At 58.8% G+C, this 14799-nt stretch carries 18 protein-coding genes and 1 tRNA gene; 11 read left to right on the forward strand and 8 right to left on the reverse strand.

The features are described from left to right. The first annotated feature begins 12 nt into the window (after nt 1–12). Entirely contained in the window at nt 13–963 is a 951-nt protein-coding gene (locus VLA07_RS26250; protein WP_027613321.1) for an alpha-E domain-containing protein, read from the forward strand. Next, complete coding sequence (locus tag VLA07_RS26255; RefSeq protein ID WP_027613320.1) at nt 960–1763, forward strand: transglutaminase family protein; 804 nt, start codon at nt 960–962, stop codon at nt 1761–1763. The genes VLA07_RS26250 and VLA07_RS26255 overlap by 4 nt, the downstream gene beginning before the upstream one ends. Nucleotides 1764–1883: 120 nt before the next feature. Here the strand turns inward: VLA07_RS26255 and VLA07_RS26260 are convergent, their stop codons facing one another. Together VLA07_RS26260 and VLA07_RS26265 are read right to left on the reverse strand one after the other, a co-directional pair. Next, complete coding sequence (locus VLA07_RS26260; RefSeq protein ID WP_333992477.1) at nt 1884–2651, reverse strand: c-type cytochrome; 768 nt, start codon at nt 2649–2651, stop codon at nt 1884–1886. A gap of 383 nt (nt 2652–3034) precedes the next feature. Further along, entirely contained in the window at nt 3035–3229 is a 195-nt protein-coding gene (locus tag VLA07_RS26265) for a hypothetical protein (protein WP_333992458.1), read from the reverse strand. A gap of 60 nt (nt 3230–3289) precedes the next feature. On the opposite strand from VLA07_RS26265, the gene VLA07_RS26270 reads away from it, so the two are divergent. The 3 genes from VLA07_RS26270 to VLA07_RS26280 all read left to right on the forward strand — a co-directional run bounded on the left by VLA07_RS26270 (nt 3290) and on the right by VLA07_RS26280 (nt 7487). After that, nucleotides 3290–4495 carry an acetyl-CoA C-acetyltransferase gene (locus tag VLA07_RS26270; protein WP_333992460.1) on the forward strand — a complete coding sequence of 402 codons (1206 nt, stop codon included), beginning with the start codon at nt 3290–3292 and terminating at the stop codon, nt 4493–4495. Nucleotides 4496–4519: 24 nt separating this feature from the next. Further along, the gene (locus VLA07_RS26275) at nt 4520–6667 is read left to right on the forward strand and encodes a 3-hydroxyacyl-CoA dehydrogenase NAD-binding domain-containing protein (protein WP_333992461.1); all 2148 of its coding nucleotides are present in this window, start codon (nt 4520–4522) and stop codon (nt 6665–6667) included. A 91-nt stretch (nt 6668–6758) separates the two neighbouring features. Then, complete coding sequence (locus tag VLA07_RS26280; protein WP_333992462.1) at nt 6759–7487, forward strand: amidotransferase; 729 nt, start codon at nt 6759–6761, stop codon at nt 7485–7487. A 132-nt stretch (nt 7488–7619) separates the two neighbouring features. Here the strand turns inward: VLA07_RS26280 and VLA07_RS26285 are convergent, their stop codons facing one another. The 3 genes from VLA07_RS26285 to VLA07_RS26295 form a co-directional block, all read right to left on the reverse strand. Continuing rightward, nucleotides 7620–8723: a magnesium and cobalt transport protein CorA gene (locus VLA07_RS26285; RefSeq protein WP_333992464.1), complete on the reverse strand. Its 1104-nt coding sequence runs from the start codon at nt 8721–8723 to the stop codon at nt 7620–7622. 131 nt (nt 8724–8854) lie between these two features. Continuing rightward, the gene (locus tag VLA07_RS26290; RefSeq protein WP_333992466.1) at nt 8855–9577 is read right to left on the reverse strand and encodes a 1-acylglycerol-3-phosphate O-acyltransferase; all 723 of its coding nucleotides are present in this window, start codon (nt 9575–9577) and stop codon (nt 8855–8857) included. Between the two features lie 217 nt (nt 9578–9794). Beyond that, nucleotides 9795–10484 carry a crotonase/enoyl-CoA hydratase family protein gene (locus VLA07_RS26295; protein WP_333992468.1) on the reverse strand — a complete coding sequence of 230 codons (690 nt, stop codon included), beginning with the start codon at nt 10482–10484 and terminating at the stop codon, nt 9795–9797. A gap of 295 nt (nt 10485–10779) precedes the next feature. Between VLA07_RS26295 and VLA07_RS26300 the strand changes: the two genes are divergently transcribed. Together VLA07_RS26300 and VLA07_RS26305 are read left to right on the forward strand one after the other, a co-directional pair. Further along, nucleotides 10780–10869, forward strand: a tRNA-Ser gene (locus tag VLA07_RS26300). 165 nt (nt 10870–11034) lie between these two features. After that, on the forward strand, nt 11035–11355 hold the full coding sequence (locus VLA07_RS26305; protein ID WP_027613311.1) for a YbjQ family protein: 321 nt from the start codon (nt 11035–11037) through the stop codon (nt 11353–11355). 66 nt (nt 11356–11421) lie between these two features. On the opposite strand, the gene VLA07_RS26310 is transcribed toward VLA07_RS26305, so the two are convergent. After that, nucleotides 11422–11700: a hypothetical protein gene (locus VLA07_RS26310; protein ID WP_097087585.1), complete on the reverse strand. Its 279-nt coding sequence runs from the start codon at nt 11698–11700 to the stop codon at nt 11422–11424. Nucleotides 11701–11939: 239 nt separating this feature from the next. Between VLA07_RS26310 and VLA07_RS26315 the strand changes: the two genes are divergently transcribed. The 4 genes from VLA07_RS26315 to VLA07_RS26330 all read left to right on the forward strand — a co-directional run bounded on the left by VLA07_RS26315 (nt 11940) and on the right by VLA07_RS26330 (nt 13673). Beyond that, entirely contained in the window at nt 11940–12128 is a 189-nt protein-coding gene (locus tag VLA07_RS26315) for a hypothetical protein (RefSeq protein ID WP_007960727.1), read from the forward strand. A 325-nt stretch (nt 12129–12453) separates the two neighbouring features. Further along, on the forward strand, nt 12454–12822 hold the full coding sequence (locus VLA07_RS26320; RefSeq protein ID WP_007960728.1) for a glycine zipper domain-containing protein: 369 nt from the start codon (nt 12454–12456) through the stop codon (nt 12820–12822). 134 nt (nt 12823–12956) lie between these two features. Continuing rightward, on the forward strand, nt 12957–13382 hold the full coding sequence (locus VLA07_RS26325) for a YMGG-like glycine zipper-containing protein (protein WP_027613308.1): 426 nt from the start codon (nt 12957–12959) through the stop codon (nt 13380–13382). Between the two features lie 123 nt (nt 13383–13505). After that, on the forward strand, nt 13506–13673 hold the full coding sequence (locus tag VLA07_RS26330) for a hypothetical protein (RefSeq protein WP_003223252.1): 168 nt from the start codon (nt 13506–13508) through the stop codon (nt 13671–13673). 75 nt (nt 13674–13748) lie between these two features. On the opposite strand, the gene VLA07_RS26335 is transcribed toward VLA07_RS26330, so the two are convergent. Both VLA07_RS26335 and VLA07_RS26340 read right to left on the reverse strand, forming a co-directional pair. Next, entirely contained in the window at nt 13749–14177 is a 429-nt protein-coding gene (locus tag VLA07_RS26335) for a DUF6896 domain-containing protein (RefSeq protein ID WP_330207791.1), read from the reverse strand. Then, nucleotides 14174–14799 (reverse strand): RHS repeat-associated core domain-containing protein (locus tag VLA07_RS26340; RefSeq protein WP_333992473.1); only part of this gene is annotated, 626 nt, incomplete at its 5' end. The genes VLA07_RS26335 and VLA07_RS26340, both read right to left, overlap by 4 nt.

Raw genomic sequence — 14799 nt, forward strand, 5'->3', positions numbered from 1 at the left:
AGGAAGCTTGCCATGTTAAGTAGAACTGCCTCGGATCTGTACTGGATGTCGCGTTACCTGGAGCGGGCGGAAAACCTCGCGCGGATGCTCGATATCAGCTATTCGCTGTCGCTGATGCCGCAGGACGGTCGCGGCGACGGTTTGCACGAATTGGCGATGCCGCTGTTGATCACCGGCACCCTCGACGATTATCTGGAGCGTCACGGCGAACTGCATGCCGAACGCCTGCTGCACTTCTTCGCCCTCGATGCGGCCAACCCGGCGAGCATCTACAGTTGCCTCGGCGCGGCGCGGGCCAGTGCGCATGCGGTGCGCGGGCGTATCACCGCGGACATGTGGGAGAACATCAACGCTACCTGGCTGGAAATTCGCGGCATTGCCGAGCAGGGCCTCAGTCGTTACGGCATGAGCCGTTTCTGCGAGTGGATCAAGGAGCGCTCGCACCTGTTCCGGGGCGCGTCCTACGGCACGATCATGCGCAACGATGCATTCCGTTTCATTCGTCTGGGGACGTTCATCGAGCGTGCGGATAACACGCTGCGCCTGCTCGATGCGCGCTATGAAATGGCCGGCGATCAGGCCGAGGCCGTCAGTGACGGTACGGCGCACGCCTATTACCAGTGGAGTGCACTGTTGCGAGCGCTGTCATCGTTCGAGGCCTACACCGAGATCTACCGCGACGCCCCCGGCGCCCGGCATGTCGCCGAGCTGCTGCTGTTGCGCGCCGATGTGCCGCGCTCGCTGCGCGCCTGCACCGAGGAAATCGACCAGATCCTCGCCCAGTTACCGGGTGCCAATGGCCGTCCGGCACAACGCCTCGCCGCCGAGATGGACGCGCGTCTGCGTTACACCGGCATCAACGAAATCCTCGCCGAAGGCCTGCACGCCTGGCTCACCGAATTCATCCCGCTGGTGCGCCAGCTGGGCAACGCGATTCACAGTTCATACCTGGAGGCTGCATGAGACTTTCCATTAGCCACGAGACCACCTATCACTATGAAGATCAGGTGCGGGCGAGCATCCAGTATCTGCGCCTGACCCCGCACGACAGCGAGCGTCAGCACGTGTTGAGCTGGCAGCTCGACCTGCCGCGTCCGGTGCGCGCCCAGCTCGATCCGTTCGGCAATATCCTGCATGTGCTGACCATGGATGAGCCTCACGAAGCGATCATCATCGGCGCCCGTGGCCAGGTCGATATCGACGAATTGCGCGAGGCCGAACATGAGAGCCAGTCGGCGCTACCGTTTCTGCGCTTCACCCGGCTGACCGAGGCGGACGAAGCGCTACGGGCGTTTGCCGACAAATCCTGCAAACAGCGGCGCGATCGCACCGCGCTGATCGACCTGATGCACGGTTTGAACCAGCACATCAGCTACACGCCGGGTTCGACTGAAGTCGACACCAGCGCCGCCGAAGCCTTTGCCGGGCGCGCCGGGGTTTGTCAGGATCACACCCATGCGTTTCTCGCTTGTGCACGCAGCCTGGGGATTCCGTCGCGTTACGTGTCGGGTTATCTGTACAGCGAGGACGCCGAGCACCTGGCCAGTCACGCCTGGGCCGAAGCGTGGCTGGATGACGCCTGGTACAGCTTTGATGTGACCAACCAATTGGCCCGCCCGGAGCGCCATCTGAAACTGGCGGTGGGCCTGGATTATCTGGATGCCTGCCCGGTGCGCGGCATGCGTCGGGGCGGTGGTTGTGAGCAGATGCATGCGAAGGTGTTCGTGTCGCCGACGCCGGTTATTTCCGTGCAACAACAGTAATTTGCTTCACACAAAACCCTGTAGGAGCGAGCCTGCTCGCGAAAGCGGTTTATCAGTCAGCAATGTGGTGTCTGAAACTCCGCTTTCGCGAGCAGGCTCGCTCCCACATGGGGAGTTGCATCAGGGCTTAACCTTGCGCCCAGCCATGTGTTGCAAATAGCCGATCAACAACTGCAAATCCCTCTCCGGCAACACCTCTGCCGAAAACCCCGGCATCTTCGCCTGAGGCCACTGGCGCAAACTCTGCGGATCGCGAATGTAGCGCTTGAGAAAATCCGCGCCGAAGTACTCAGTCGGGTTGTACGGAATATTCAGATCCGGCCCGAACTGCGCATCCCCCGCACCGTTCAACCGGTGGCAGGCCAGGCAGTTCTTCTGGAACAGCGCAAAACCCTGATTCACCGGGTCATCCGCTTTCAGCTTGGGATCCGGTAACAGCGCCGGGAAGCGCTCGGCCACCGGCGCCATGCGCTTGATGCTCGCCACTTGGAACGGCCATTGCTCCGGGCTGATGTTGCCGGCCTGCGGGTCAGTCCACACCAGATAGAACGGCCCGGCGCTGTGTTTGCCCTCGGACAGCGGCGGCCACGGCTGCGTCGGGTCCTCGATCGCCAGCCAGGCCTGCGCGCCTTTGCTGTTGAGCAACGGCGCAGCGGCCAGTTCGGCGGCAAACCCGTCCAGCGCCACCGCTTGCAGGTGATCGGCCGGTTTGATCCCGGTGAGCAGCGCCGCCACGGGCACGGCGCGATAAGTCATGTCCTTCTTGTAGGACACATCGTTCTTGATGGTCAGAGTTTGTGCTTGCGGATGCTTGAGCAACTCTTCGGTCTGCCAGGTGCGACTGTTCGCGCCCAGCGCCACCGTGAGCTGCGCCGCAGACAAGGGCATGCTCAGCAGCAAGGCCCAGAACACAATGAGCGTTTTCAAATGATCGCCGTCCCTGTCGTGGAAGTGCGCAAAGGTTCGCACAGCCACGCTGGCCCGGGTAGCGGGCCAGTCACATTTTGTCTGGCGATAACGGACGCCTGCCGCTTGAGTCAGCCAATCACCTTGGTCAGATTGGGCAAAATCAACAGCAGCGTGGTGGCGAAAAGAATGAGTCCTGCTTGACGAACTTTCGGTTGTTTGAACATGGCTTGACCGCCTTTATTGTTATTTCCTGATGTCTGCCTGCATATCCATGACGGCAAACGCTGCACTTCCTGTTGAAGAACGTCGGCCCCGGCAAAACCCGACGACCCTGACGTACATTTACTACCTTAGAGCCCGCGTCACGCTTGGCTTAGATCCATTTCATATGTATTTGCTGCCGTTTGCGATAAAAACGGCATGAGGCTTATTGCCAGCTTCTTCGCCGCCCGCTGGCTAGACAACTCGCTGACCTGAACCGGTTCACCTGAGGATGGATGACCGTCCGTCTGAGCGTGCACGTCAACGTCATTGAGCGCTGTGGTCATTGAATCCATGCGCGCTCGGGACAACAGTGACACTACGAAATTCACTCACCGCACAGGTTCGAGGACGTCATGACCCAAGCTTTGATTTTCGATGCGTTACGCACGCCCCGCGGCAAAGGCAAGGCCGATGGCGCGCTGCACAGTGTCAAACCGGTGAATCTGGTCGCCGGATTGCTGACCGCACTGCAAAGCCGTACCGCGCTGGACACCAGTCAGGTCGATGACGTGGTGCTCGGCTGCGTCACGCCGATTGGCGATCAGGGCTCGGACATTGCCAAGACTGCGGTGCAGGTGGCGGATTGGGACGTTAGCGTCGCCGGCGTGCAGATCAACCGTTTTTGCGCCTCGGGCCTGGAAGCGGTCAACCTCGGCGCGATGAAGGTGCGCTCGGGCTTCGAAGACCTGGTGGTGGTCGGTGGCGTCGAGTCGATGTCGCGGGTGCCGATGGGCAGCGACGGCGGCGCCTGGGCACTGGATCCGCAAACCAATCTGCACAGCCACTTCACCCCGCAGGGCGTTGGTGCGGACCTGATCGCCACCCTTGAAGGCTTCAGTCGTGAGGATGTCGATGCCTACGCGCTGCGCTCGCAGCAAAAAGCCGCACGGGCGCGGGCCGACGGCTCGTTCAACAAGTCGCTGGTGCCGGTGCAGGATCAGAACGGCATCATCCTGCTCGATCACGACGAATTCATTCGCGCCGAGTCGACGATGGAAGGCCTCGGCAAACTCAAGCCAAGTTTCGAAATGATCGGCCAGATGGGTTTCGACGCCACGGCGCTGCGGGTTTACAGCCACGTCGAGCGGATCAATCACGTGCATACGCCGGGCAACAGCTCCGGGATCGTTGACGGTGCGGCGCTGATGTTGATCGGCTCCGAAGCCAAGGGTCGTGCACTGGGCCTGCAACCACGGGCCCGGATCGTCGCCACGGCGGTCACCAGCACTGACCCGACCATCATGCTCACCGGCCCGGCGCCGGCCACCCGCAAGGCTTTGGCCAAGGCGGGTCTGCGCGTGGAAGACATCGACCTGTTCGAGGTCAACGAGGCGTTTGCCTCGGTGGTGCTCAAGTTCATCAAGGACATGGCGGTGGACCCGGACAAAGTCAACGTCAACGGCGGCTCGATCGCCATGGGCCACCCGCTGGGCGCGACCGGTTGCGCGATCCTCGGCACCTTGCTCGATGAACTGGAAGCCCGGCGCCTGCGCTACGGCCTGGCGACGCTGTGTGTCGGCGGCGGCATGGGCATTGCCACCATCATCGAACGCCTCTGAGCCCCGAATTCAAGGAACCTTGTTATGAGCGAAGCCATTCGTTACGAAAAAGGCCAGGACGCCATCGTCGTGTTGACCATCGACATGCCGGGCCAGAGCGCCAACACCATGAACGCCGTGTACCGCCAGGCCATGGGCGCCTGCGTTGCGCGACTGGTGGCGGAAAAAGACAGCATCGCCGGGGTGATCATCACCTCGGCGAAGAAAACCTTCTTTGCCGGCGGCGACCTCAATGAGCTGATCAAGGTCGGCAAACCCGAAGCCAAAGCCTTTTATGACATGGTGCTGAGCCTCAAAGCACAATTGCGCACCCTGGAAACCCTCGGCAAACCGGTGGTCGCGGCGATCAACGGCGCCGCGCTCGGCGGTGGCTGGGAAATCTGTCTGGCCTGCCATCACCGGGTGGCGCTGGACGATGCGGCGGTGCAACTCGGTCTGCCGGAAGTGACGCTGGGCCTGCTGCCGGGCGGCGGCGGGGTGGTGCGCATGGTGCGTATGCTCGGCATCGAAAAAGCCTTGCCGTACTTGCTCGAAGGCAAAAAGGTACGCCCGCAACAGGCATTGCAGGCCGGTCTGATCGATGAACTGGCGGCGGATCGTGACGAGTTGCTGGCCAAGGCGCGCGCCTGGATTGTCGCCAACCCGGGCGCGGTGCAGCGTTGGGACGTGAAGGGTTATCAGATCCCCGGCGGCACACCGTCGAATCCGAAAGTCGCGCAGATGCTGGCGATAGCGCCGTCGATCCTGCGCAGCAAGACTCAGGGCACGCTGCCGGCGCCAGAGAAGATTCTGTGTGCGGCGGTGGAGGGCGCACAGGTCGATTTCGACACTGCGCACCTGATCGAAACCCGCTATTTCACCGAACTGACCACCGGGCAGATCTCGAAAAACCTGATCGGCACCTTCTGGTTCCAGCTCAACGAGATCAACGCCGGCAGTTCGCGGCCGCAGGGTTTTGCGCCATATGTCACGCGCAAGGTCGGTGTGCTCGGTGCGGGCATGATGGGCGCCGGGATCGCCTTTGTCAGTGCCTCAGCCGGCATCGACGTAGTGCTCAAGGACATCAACCTGGCGGCGGCCGAGAAGGGCAAGGCCCATTCGGCGGCGCTGCTGGACAAAAAAGTCGACCGTGGCCAGATGACGGCCGAAAAGCGCGAAGCGGTGCTGGCGCGGATCCACGCCACTGAAGATGATGCGGATCTGGCGGGTTGTGATCTGATCATCGAGGCGGTGTTCGAGGATCGCGAACTCAAGGCGACGGTCTCGTCGGCAGCGCAAAAAATAGTGGGTTCTGATGCAGTGATTGCCTCCAACACTTCAACCTTGCCGATCACTGGACTGGCGACCGCGGTACCCGATCAGAGCAAGTTCATCGGTCTGCACTTCTTCAGCCCGGTGGACAAAATGCCGCTGGTGGAAATCATCAAAGGTGCGCAAACAAGTGCTGAAACCCTGGCGCGCGGTTTCGACTTTGTTCTGCAAATCAAGAAAACCCCGATCGTGGTCAATGACAGTCGCGGCTTCTTTACCTCGCGGGTGTTTGGCACCTTCACCAATGAAGGCATCGCCATGCTCGGCGAGGGCGTGAGCGCGCCGATGATCGAGACCGAAGCGCGCAAGGCCGGGATGCCGGTCGGGCCGCTGGCGATCTCCGACGAAGTTTCCCTCAGCCTGATGAGCCATATCCGTCAGCAAACGGCCAAAGACCTGCAAGCGGAAGGGAAACCGCTGATAGAACACCCGGCCTTCGCCGTGATTGACTTGCTGCTCAACGAATACAAGCGCCCGGGCAAAGCCGCTGGCGGTGGTTTCTACGATTACGCGGCGGGTGGTCAGAAACATCTGTGGCCGGAGTTGAAGACGCGCTTCGAGCAGGCCGACGGGCAGATTTCGCCGAAGGATGTGCGTGATCGTCTGCTGTTCGTGCAGGCCCTGGAAACCGTGCGCTGCGTGGAGGAGGGCGTGCTCACCTCGACGGCGGATGCCAACGTCGGCTCGATCTTCGGCATCGGCTTTGCGCCGTGGACCGGCGGCGCCTTGCAGTTCATTAATCAGTACGGGGTGCAGGACTTCGTCGCACGCGCGCAGTATCTGGCCGAGCAGTACGGCGAGCGCTTTGCGCCACCGGCGCTGTTGCTGGAAAAAGCCGCGAAAGGCGAGCTGTTTAAGTGATCGGCTGAACGCTGCGGGGCTTGCCTTGCCGGGGTGTTTCAAGGCAGGCTCTGGGGTGTTCATTATTCCCATCACGTGTCAGGTATTTTTTATGTCGCTACGCATCTGCATTCTGGAAACCGACATCCTGCGTCCGGAACTGGTCGATCAATATCAGGGTTACGGGCAGATGTTTCAGCGCCTGTTCTCGCAGCAACCGATTGCCGCCGAGTTCACCGTGTACAACGTGATGCAGGGCGAATACCCAAGCGACGACCTGACCTTCGATGCGTACCTGATCACCGGCAGCAAGGCCGATTCGTTCGGCACCGACCCGTGGATCCAGACCCTCAAGCAATACCTGCTGACCCGCTACGAGCGTGGCGACAAGCTGCTCGGCGTGTGCTTCGGCCATCAATTGCTGGCGCTGCTGCTAGGTGGCAAGAGCGAGCGCGCCAGCCAAGGCTGGGGCGTCGGCACCCACAACTACAAACTGGCGGCCAAGGCTCCGTGGATGAGCCCGGTGCGAGAAGAGCTGACGCTGCTGATCAGCCACCAGGATCAGGTCACGGCGCTGCCGGAAAACGCCACGGTTATTGCCTCCAGCGATTTCTGTCCGTTTGCCGCGTACCACATCAACGATCAGGTGCTGTGCTTCCAGGGCCACCCGGAATTCATTCACGACTATTCGCGAGCGCTGCTGGATCTGCGCCAGGAAGCGCTGGGTTCGCAGATCTACTCGAAAGGCGTGGCCAGCCTGGAGCAGGAGCACCATGGCATCACGGTGGCAGAGTGGATGATGCGCTTTGTGGCGCACAAGCCTGAGGCTGCAGCGATTTAAGACCTGACATTTACCTATGTGGTGAGGGAGCTTGCTCCCGCTCGGGTGCGCAGCAGCCGTAATTTACGGCAACTTGATTTCTGTATGGGGGCGCTTCGCACCCCAGCGGGAGCAAGCTCCCTCGCCACAGGACTACAACCACCCCGACCTCTTGAAACTCGCCCACAAACTCACACACCCCACCGTAATAAACCCCAACACAGCGAAATAGCCGTAGTGCCAGCTCAGCTCCGGCATGTTCTGGAAGTTCATCCCGTAAATCCCNTACAACCACCCCGACCTCTTGAAACTCGCCCACAAACTCACACACCCCACCGTAATAAACCCCAACACAGCGAAATAGCCGTAGTGCCAGCTCAGCTCCGGCATGTTCTGGAAGTTCATCCCGTAAATCCCCGCCACCGCGGTCGGGAACGCCAGAATCGCCGCCCACGCGGCAAACTTGCGTTGCACCACGCTCTGCCGTGACGCCTCGAGCAGCACGCCGATTTCGATGGTCTGGCTGGCGATGTCGGCCAGCGTGGTCAGGTCTTCCATCTGCCGCGTGACGTGAATCTGCACATCGCGGAAGTACGGGCGCATGTTCTTGTCGATGAACGGGAAGCTCAGCTTCTGCAGCTCCTCGCCAATCTCCACCATCGGCGCTGCATAGCGGCGCAGGCGCAACACGTCGCGGCGCAGACCGTGGAGTTTCTGAATGTCATGCTCGTTCAACGCACTGCACAGCACGTTGCGCTCCAGTTCATCGATCTCGGCATGAATCGCTTCGCCCACCGGTTGGTAGTTTTCTATGACGAAATCCAGCAGCGCATACAGGACGAAATCTTCGCCGTGCTCCAGCAACAGCGGCCGCGCCTCACAGCGTTGGCGGACATGCGCGTAGGACGCCGAGTGGCCGTTGCGGGCGGTGATGATGTAGCCCTTGCCGGCGAAGATGTGTGTTTCGATGAACTGCAAGATCCCATGTTCGCGGATTGGCGAGTAGGTGACGATAAACAAGGCGTCACCAAAGGTTTCCAGCTTCGGCCGGCTGTGTTTTTCCAGGGCGTCTTCAATGGCCAGTTCGTGCAGGTTGAACTGGCGCTGCAGATTGGCCAGCTCCTGAGCGTCCGGCTCTTCCAGGCCGATCCAGACAAAATGTCCGGTTTTTGCGGCCCAGGCGGCACCTTCGTCAAGCGTGATATTAGTGACTTTCTTACCGGCGCTGTAAACCGCAGCAGCAACAACTCGACCCATGGTAGTGGTTCACTTCTTCTTGGCAGATGGCAGGGAATACAAGGCTTCAGCTTAGCTGTGTCGCTGCTTGAGAGTCAGTGAAATCTGTACAGTTCACCCGGCAAAAGAAAACCCGCACAAGGCGGGCTTTTTTACGCAGCTTGCAGCTGCTGATCCATCGCGGCGATGCATTCGCGCATCTGCTCGCGGCATTGGGACATGAGCATGGGCATGTCATCCATGGTCAGCCCGGCTGTAGGAATCGCCGGCAGCGAGCGTATGAGAATGTTCCCGCTGCGCCAGCGGTTCAGGCGCATGTGCTTGATGTAGCTGCTGACGCACACCGGCACGATCGGCACACCGGCGGCGATCGCCATCTGGAACGCGCCTTTCTTGAACGGCAGCAGTTCTTCACCGAGGTTGCGCGTGCCTTCCGGGAATACCCAGATCGACGTGTCTTCGTGCTGCAAGGTGTGGGTGGTGGTGAGCATCGACTTGCGCGCCTTGTGCGCGTTGCCGCGATCGATCAACACGTTGCCCGCGAGCCAGAACAGTTGCCCGAACAGCGGCACCCATTTCAGGCTTTTCTTGCCGATGCACACGGTCCGCCGGGGCACCACGTTGCCGAACACGAACAGGTCGTAGTTGGACTGATGGTTGGCGACAATCACGCAACTGTCTGGCTTGTTCATCAACGGGCCGACGTCGGCTTTTACCCGCAAGCGCAGAATGCACATGGCCGGAAGCGCGTAGAGGCGGGCGCACAGTCGGCTGTTGTCCGGATTGAACGGCCGGCACAGCCCGAGGATCACCCCCAACACGCCGGCCAGAATAAAGTGCAGGCCCATCAATAACATACGAAACACAAACAGCATTTTCAGGCCCCACCGGGACAAAAGGTGGCGCAGTGTACGGATGTGCACTGTTTTCGGCAATTGCTGCTATAGAGTCCGGAGATAGGCGATGTTTAAGCGCATGTTTCCAAGTTGATCGTCAGACGCGTCCTAGAGCTGTCGGCGGATGATCAACCGAACGCGCAAGAAAAAGCCCGACACGACGGTCGGGCTTTTCTTCGGCTCGGGAAGCGTGGGCTCAGCCCAGGTGCTCCTGATCCTGGATGATCGCGTTGTCGAGGGCTTCGAGCAGCGCCTTGCGCACTTTGAGCTTGGTGTTCTTGTGCGCGTTCATGTTGATCTTCTTCAACTGACGCGCCGCGGCCAGGGCTGCGCCTTGCAGCTCTTCGGCAGCCACCACCTTGTCGAGGAAACCGGCATCCACCGCGCTTTTCGGATCAAACATCTCGCCGTTGATCACCGAACGGTGGAACGCCGAACGACGCAGACGATCACGCGCCAGCTCGATGCCGGCGTGGTGCATGGTCATGCCGATTTGCACTTCGTTCAGACCGATGCTGAACGGGCCGTCGACACCGATGCGGTAGTCGGCGGACAGCAGCAGGAATGCACCTTTGGCCACGGCGTGGCCTGGGCAGGCAACGATCACCGGAAACGGGTGGGACAGCAGGCGGCGGGCGAGTGTCGAACCCGCAGTCACCAGCGCCACGGCTTCTTTCGGGCCGGTGGTCATCACCTTCAAGTCATAGCCGCCCGACAGAATCCCCGGCTGACCGGTAATGATCACGATGGCACGATCAGTCTTCGCCTGATCCAGCGCCGCGTTGAACGCCGCAATCACGTCCGGGGAAATGGCATTGACCTTGCCGTTGTTCAGGGTCAGGGTCGCGATACCGTCTTCGAGGTGGTAGGCAATCAACTCACTCATGACGCTATTCCTTGTAAGAAAGATGGGCAGACGTTACCCACCACCGTAGGCCAGGTAAAGCGCTGTGACTGACTCGCCGGTCACCGTTTCCGGCCGCGCCCGGCGTAGCACGCCGTTCTGCTTCTATATAGAAGGGCGGCCGTCACCAGAGATTGGCCGGTTTGCCATCGTCCAAGGTGGGGCGAAACGCCTTTTTGTCTTAACCACATGAAAATTCTGAAAAAAAGTTTGCCATCAGAAAAGCTTTCGACTACATTAGCGCGCCTCGACAGACAGAACATGTTTGAAGAGATACGGTGAAGTGTCCGAGTGGCTTAAGGAGCACGCCTGGAAAGTGTGTATACAGGAAACTGTATCGAGAGTTCGAATCTCTCCTTCACCGCCAAATTCAATACGCAAAACCCCTGATTTCGAAAGAGATCAGGGGTTTTGTGGTTTCTGGCGTCTGGATTTTAATCCGCTACGCCTGTCATGCGCGCAAGTGCTCGGTCTGATTTTCCCATAGCACATTACAATCGTCGCTTTATCCGTAGAAAAAAGGACTGTTCCCATGATCATTTCCACCACCCACGCCATCGAAGGCCGACAGATCACCGCGTACCTGGACATTGTCAGCGCGGAGTCGGTGCAGGGCGTCAACGTGATCCGTGACATGTTTGCCGGCATGCGCGATTTTTTTGGTGGGCGCTCGCAGACGCTGGAGCGTGCGTTGAAAGAGGCGCGGGTTCAGGCGACGGACGAGATCAAGGAACGGGCGCGGGCGTTGCAGGCGGATGCGGTGGTCGGGCTGGATTTCGAGATCAGCATGCCGGCGGGCAAGGGTGGCATGGTTGTGGTGTTCGCGACGGGTACGGCGGTCAAGTTGCGTTGATGCAGTCGCGGTGTTTAAGCGAGCCCATTCAGATGATGAATGGGCTTTTTGCTTTTCTGCTTTCGATCAGCCCTGTGGCTTGAGGATGACAAGCCCGTGGGCGTCATAGGTCAGGGGCGTATCGACTGCGACCATCGGCGGGGTGCCGGTGGAGGGCGTCGGATCGGCCGGCTGACTCGGGTGGTAGATAACGCCGGGAGTCAGAACCGGTTTGTCCGGGTAGGTGATGGTGATGTCGCCTGATGCGAGCTTTTCCTTGAATTTTTCACCGGCGGCTTTGCCGGCAGCGATTTGTTCGTCCGTGAGTTTTACGACCGGCATTTCCGGGAATCCGTTGATTTTCATGTTCTCTCCTTGAGATTCATTTGTATGAAAAAGGGCAACGGCCTGTGGGCGGGAATCTTTAGCGTTGTGAGATCAACGGTTGGTTCGGATGTTGAGCAGGTGTAGGCCATTCGTCGGGCATCGGTCGAACTGAACCACAAGTCCGGTAATGACCGGCTAGTCTCAAAAGCCTTGGAGGTCGATATTTTTTCAGGCAAAAGGGCTTTGCCGGTGTCGATCTATCGCAAAGGGGAGAGGCTATGACTGATCCGTATATCGAAGACGATGGAGCCGAATTTTCATTCAACAACTGTGTCCGTTGCGGCCAGACGGAGTACCAATCGGGCTTTGGCGAGGATCCGGTGCAGACCGGCAAGATCAAGTCCACGGCACCCAAGGGGCCGAAAGCCAAATTCCTTCCAAAGGTCTCGGCCCGCTCAAGAAAATAAAGTGAGACCGAACGACCCCGTCTATGAACGGGGTTTTTTATGCCTGCTGTTTATGAAAAGGAAATCTCCTACAAACTCTTGGCCCGGTTTGGTGTTTTTCACAAACTTTTCACGTCCACGGTCGTAGGGTGAAGCCATCCGTTAGAAAGCAAGTCTCCAGCCCGTCTCCCCAGCGGGCTTTTTTTTGCCTGCGATAAAACCTTTGGCGAAATCGCTGTCCAATCGGCGCCAAGTGCGCGGCGGCAGCTGATTTGTCTGGACTTCAGCGCGTCGGCAGCTTTCAATCTCGGCCCCTTTTGATCTCCCTATTTTTGAGGTTTTCGTCATGCGTCTAACATTGCCTGCTCTGGTTCTGGGGCTTCTGGTTGCTCAAGGTGCGGTCGCCGGTGAGGGTACTGCAGCACTCGGCGGCGGTCTGGGTGGCGCGCTGGGTAACGTGGTTGGCCAGAAGATGGGCGGCAGCACGGGCGCAGCGATTGGTGCCGGTGTTGCAGGCGCGGCGGGCAGTGCGATGGCTGCCGGCAAGGGCAGCCGCACCAAAGCGGCTATTGGTGGTGGTGTTGGCGCGGCCGGTGGTTCGGTGATCGGCAACAGCCTGGGCGGCCGGAATGGTGCAACCATTGGCGCCGGTCTTGGTGGCGCTGCGGGTGGTGCCGTCGGCGCTAACCTGTCCAAAGGTCACAAGCGTCACTGATAGCGAACGTTTGTCAGAAAAAGCCCGGCTCGATGTCGGGTTTTTTCATGGCTGAACGTTTTCTCGAAAAATGTCTCCAATCTGACATAGGCCCTATGGGCATACCCTCCCGATTCGGGAACTGTGAGGTTCAAATGCGCTTGTCATTGTCTGCACTGTTTTTCGGATTATTCATCGCTCAAGGTGCGATGGCCGCCGGAGATGGCAGCGCCGCCGTAGGTGGCGGTTTGGGCGGTGTACTCGGTAACGTGGTCGGTGGCCAGCTCGGCGGTAGCACTGGTGCCGCGGTTGGCGCAGGCGTCGGTGGCGCGGCGGGCAGCGCGGTTGGGGCGAATAAACACAATCGCACCGAAGCCGCCATTGGTGGTGGCCTCGGCGCTGCCGGCGGCTCGGTGGTCGGCAACAGCCTGGGCGGCTCCACCGGTTCGGCCATCGGTGCTGGTTTGGGTGGTGCGGCGGGTGGTGCAGTGGGCAACAACCTGGGTGACGACGGTGGCAGAGCTCATTCCGGTGGTGGTCACAAGCACAACAAGTACAAACACAAAAACCGCCATCACTGATTGAATATTCGAAAACAAACCCGGCCTGGCGCCGGGTTTTTCGTTTCTGGCGGTCGGACACTGGAACGATTGCCTGTAAGGCTTTTCGAACGTTATACAACCCACCAGACGTAGAGGTTTGCCATGACGCCCGAAACCGAAGGCAAGGAAGAAAAAGGCCCGAGTGGTCTGCCGTTTATCAATGATCCGGGGAACGAGGATCCGGGGTCGCTGATGGATGATGCGACGGTGCCGTTGAATGATGCGGATGAGGCAGATATGGAGTATGAGGAGGATGAGGATGAGCAGTGAGGGGGAGTAAGGTGGATTGAAAATTTGGATTTGTTTTTAAGGGCCTGAGTGAACAGGCCCTTTTCGTGGTCATGTTTAATCGGTTTCTTTTGAGTCAGCCCATACATACAGGTTACTGAAGGCTGACATTTTTTTGATTTTTTTTAAATTAAGATATTCTTCCAGTTCTTTTTTAATGATTTTTTCATCGCAATATTTCCTATGTTTAGATGGTCTTTCGCGGGCAAAATTGTATAGGCGCCAAGTATCAAACCCATTAATTTCACCGTTTGGGCCATAGTCAAAATCTACGCTTCCTGTCGATAGATTGATGCGGCAGCCAACACCATGCAATTCATATTTAACGCCTCGAGTGACTCTTCCTCGTCGCTTTATTATCTTGGTGTACCAGAGCCGTCGAATGTCACGAGTGCCAAATTTGCGCTCAAATATCAGCGTGCTGGACTCTACCATGGAGATAAAGTCATTTATCAGGATGTCCAAAGCTTCATTTTGATCGCTCATCTTCTTCTCCGGTGCTCCAACCTGTCCAGGCCCACATTGTTTGCTGATTCCAATACATCTTCAATACTTCGTAGAGCTCCGTTATACGTTTTTAGATCTGTTATGAGTTTGATTGTCACATTGGTCGAAGTTTGTCGTGCAGCTGCTGCGCGATGGTGTCCGTCCAAGATATATAGGTTGCCGTCATGTTCTATTACGGTGATGGGATCGGTTGGGTCGTATCCGTTGCGCATTTTATTTTTATAATCCTCGACTGTCCTGGTTGAGGTTTTTCCCTCTATTGTATGTACACGCTTCAAAGTTTTCGGATCTATATTGTGAGCAATGGTCGGTAGTTTCGGCTCACCCTCGTCAACCTTAGCCCCGCCAATCCCACCCGGCACCTCACAGCCTGGCCTGTTCGGCGGCGGACAGTTCGACGTCAACCCCAACGGATCCACCCACCCCGTCGGATTCGGCACGTACTGGTACTGATTCAACCCACCCGCCAACTTGATGGGATCCGGCGTCAAATACCGTCCCAACCTCGGGTCGTAATACCGATGCCGGTTGTAATGCAGCCCGCTTTCCGCATCGAAATACTGCCCCTGAAACCGCAGCGGCTGGTCCAGGTAGTCCTCGC

Source organism: Pseudomonas sp. S3(2024) (assembly GCF_036861315.1).
GTDB classification, from domain to species: domain Bacteria; phylum Pseudomonadota; class Gammaproteobacteria; order Pseudomonadales; family Pseudomonadaceae; genus Aquipseudomonas; species Aquipseudomonas putida_A.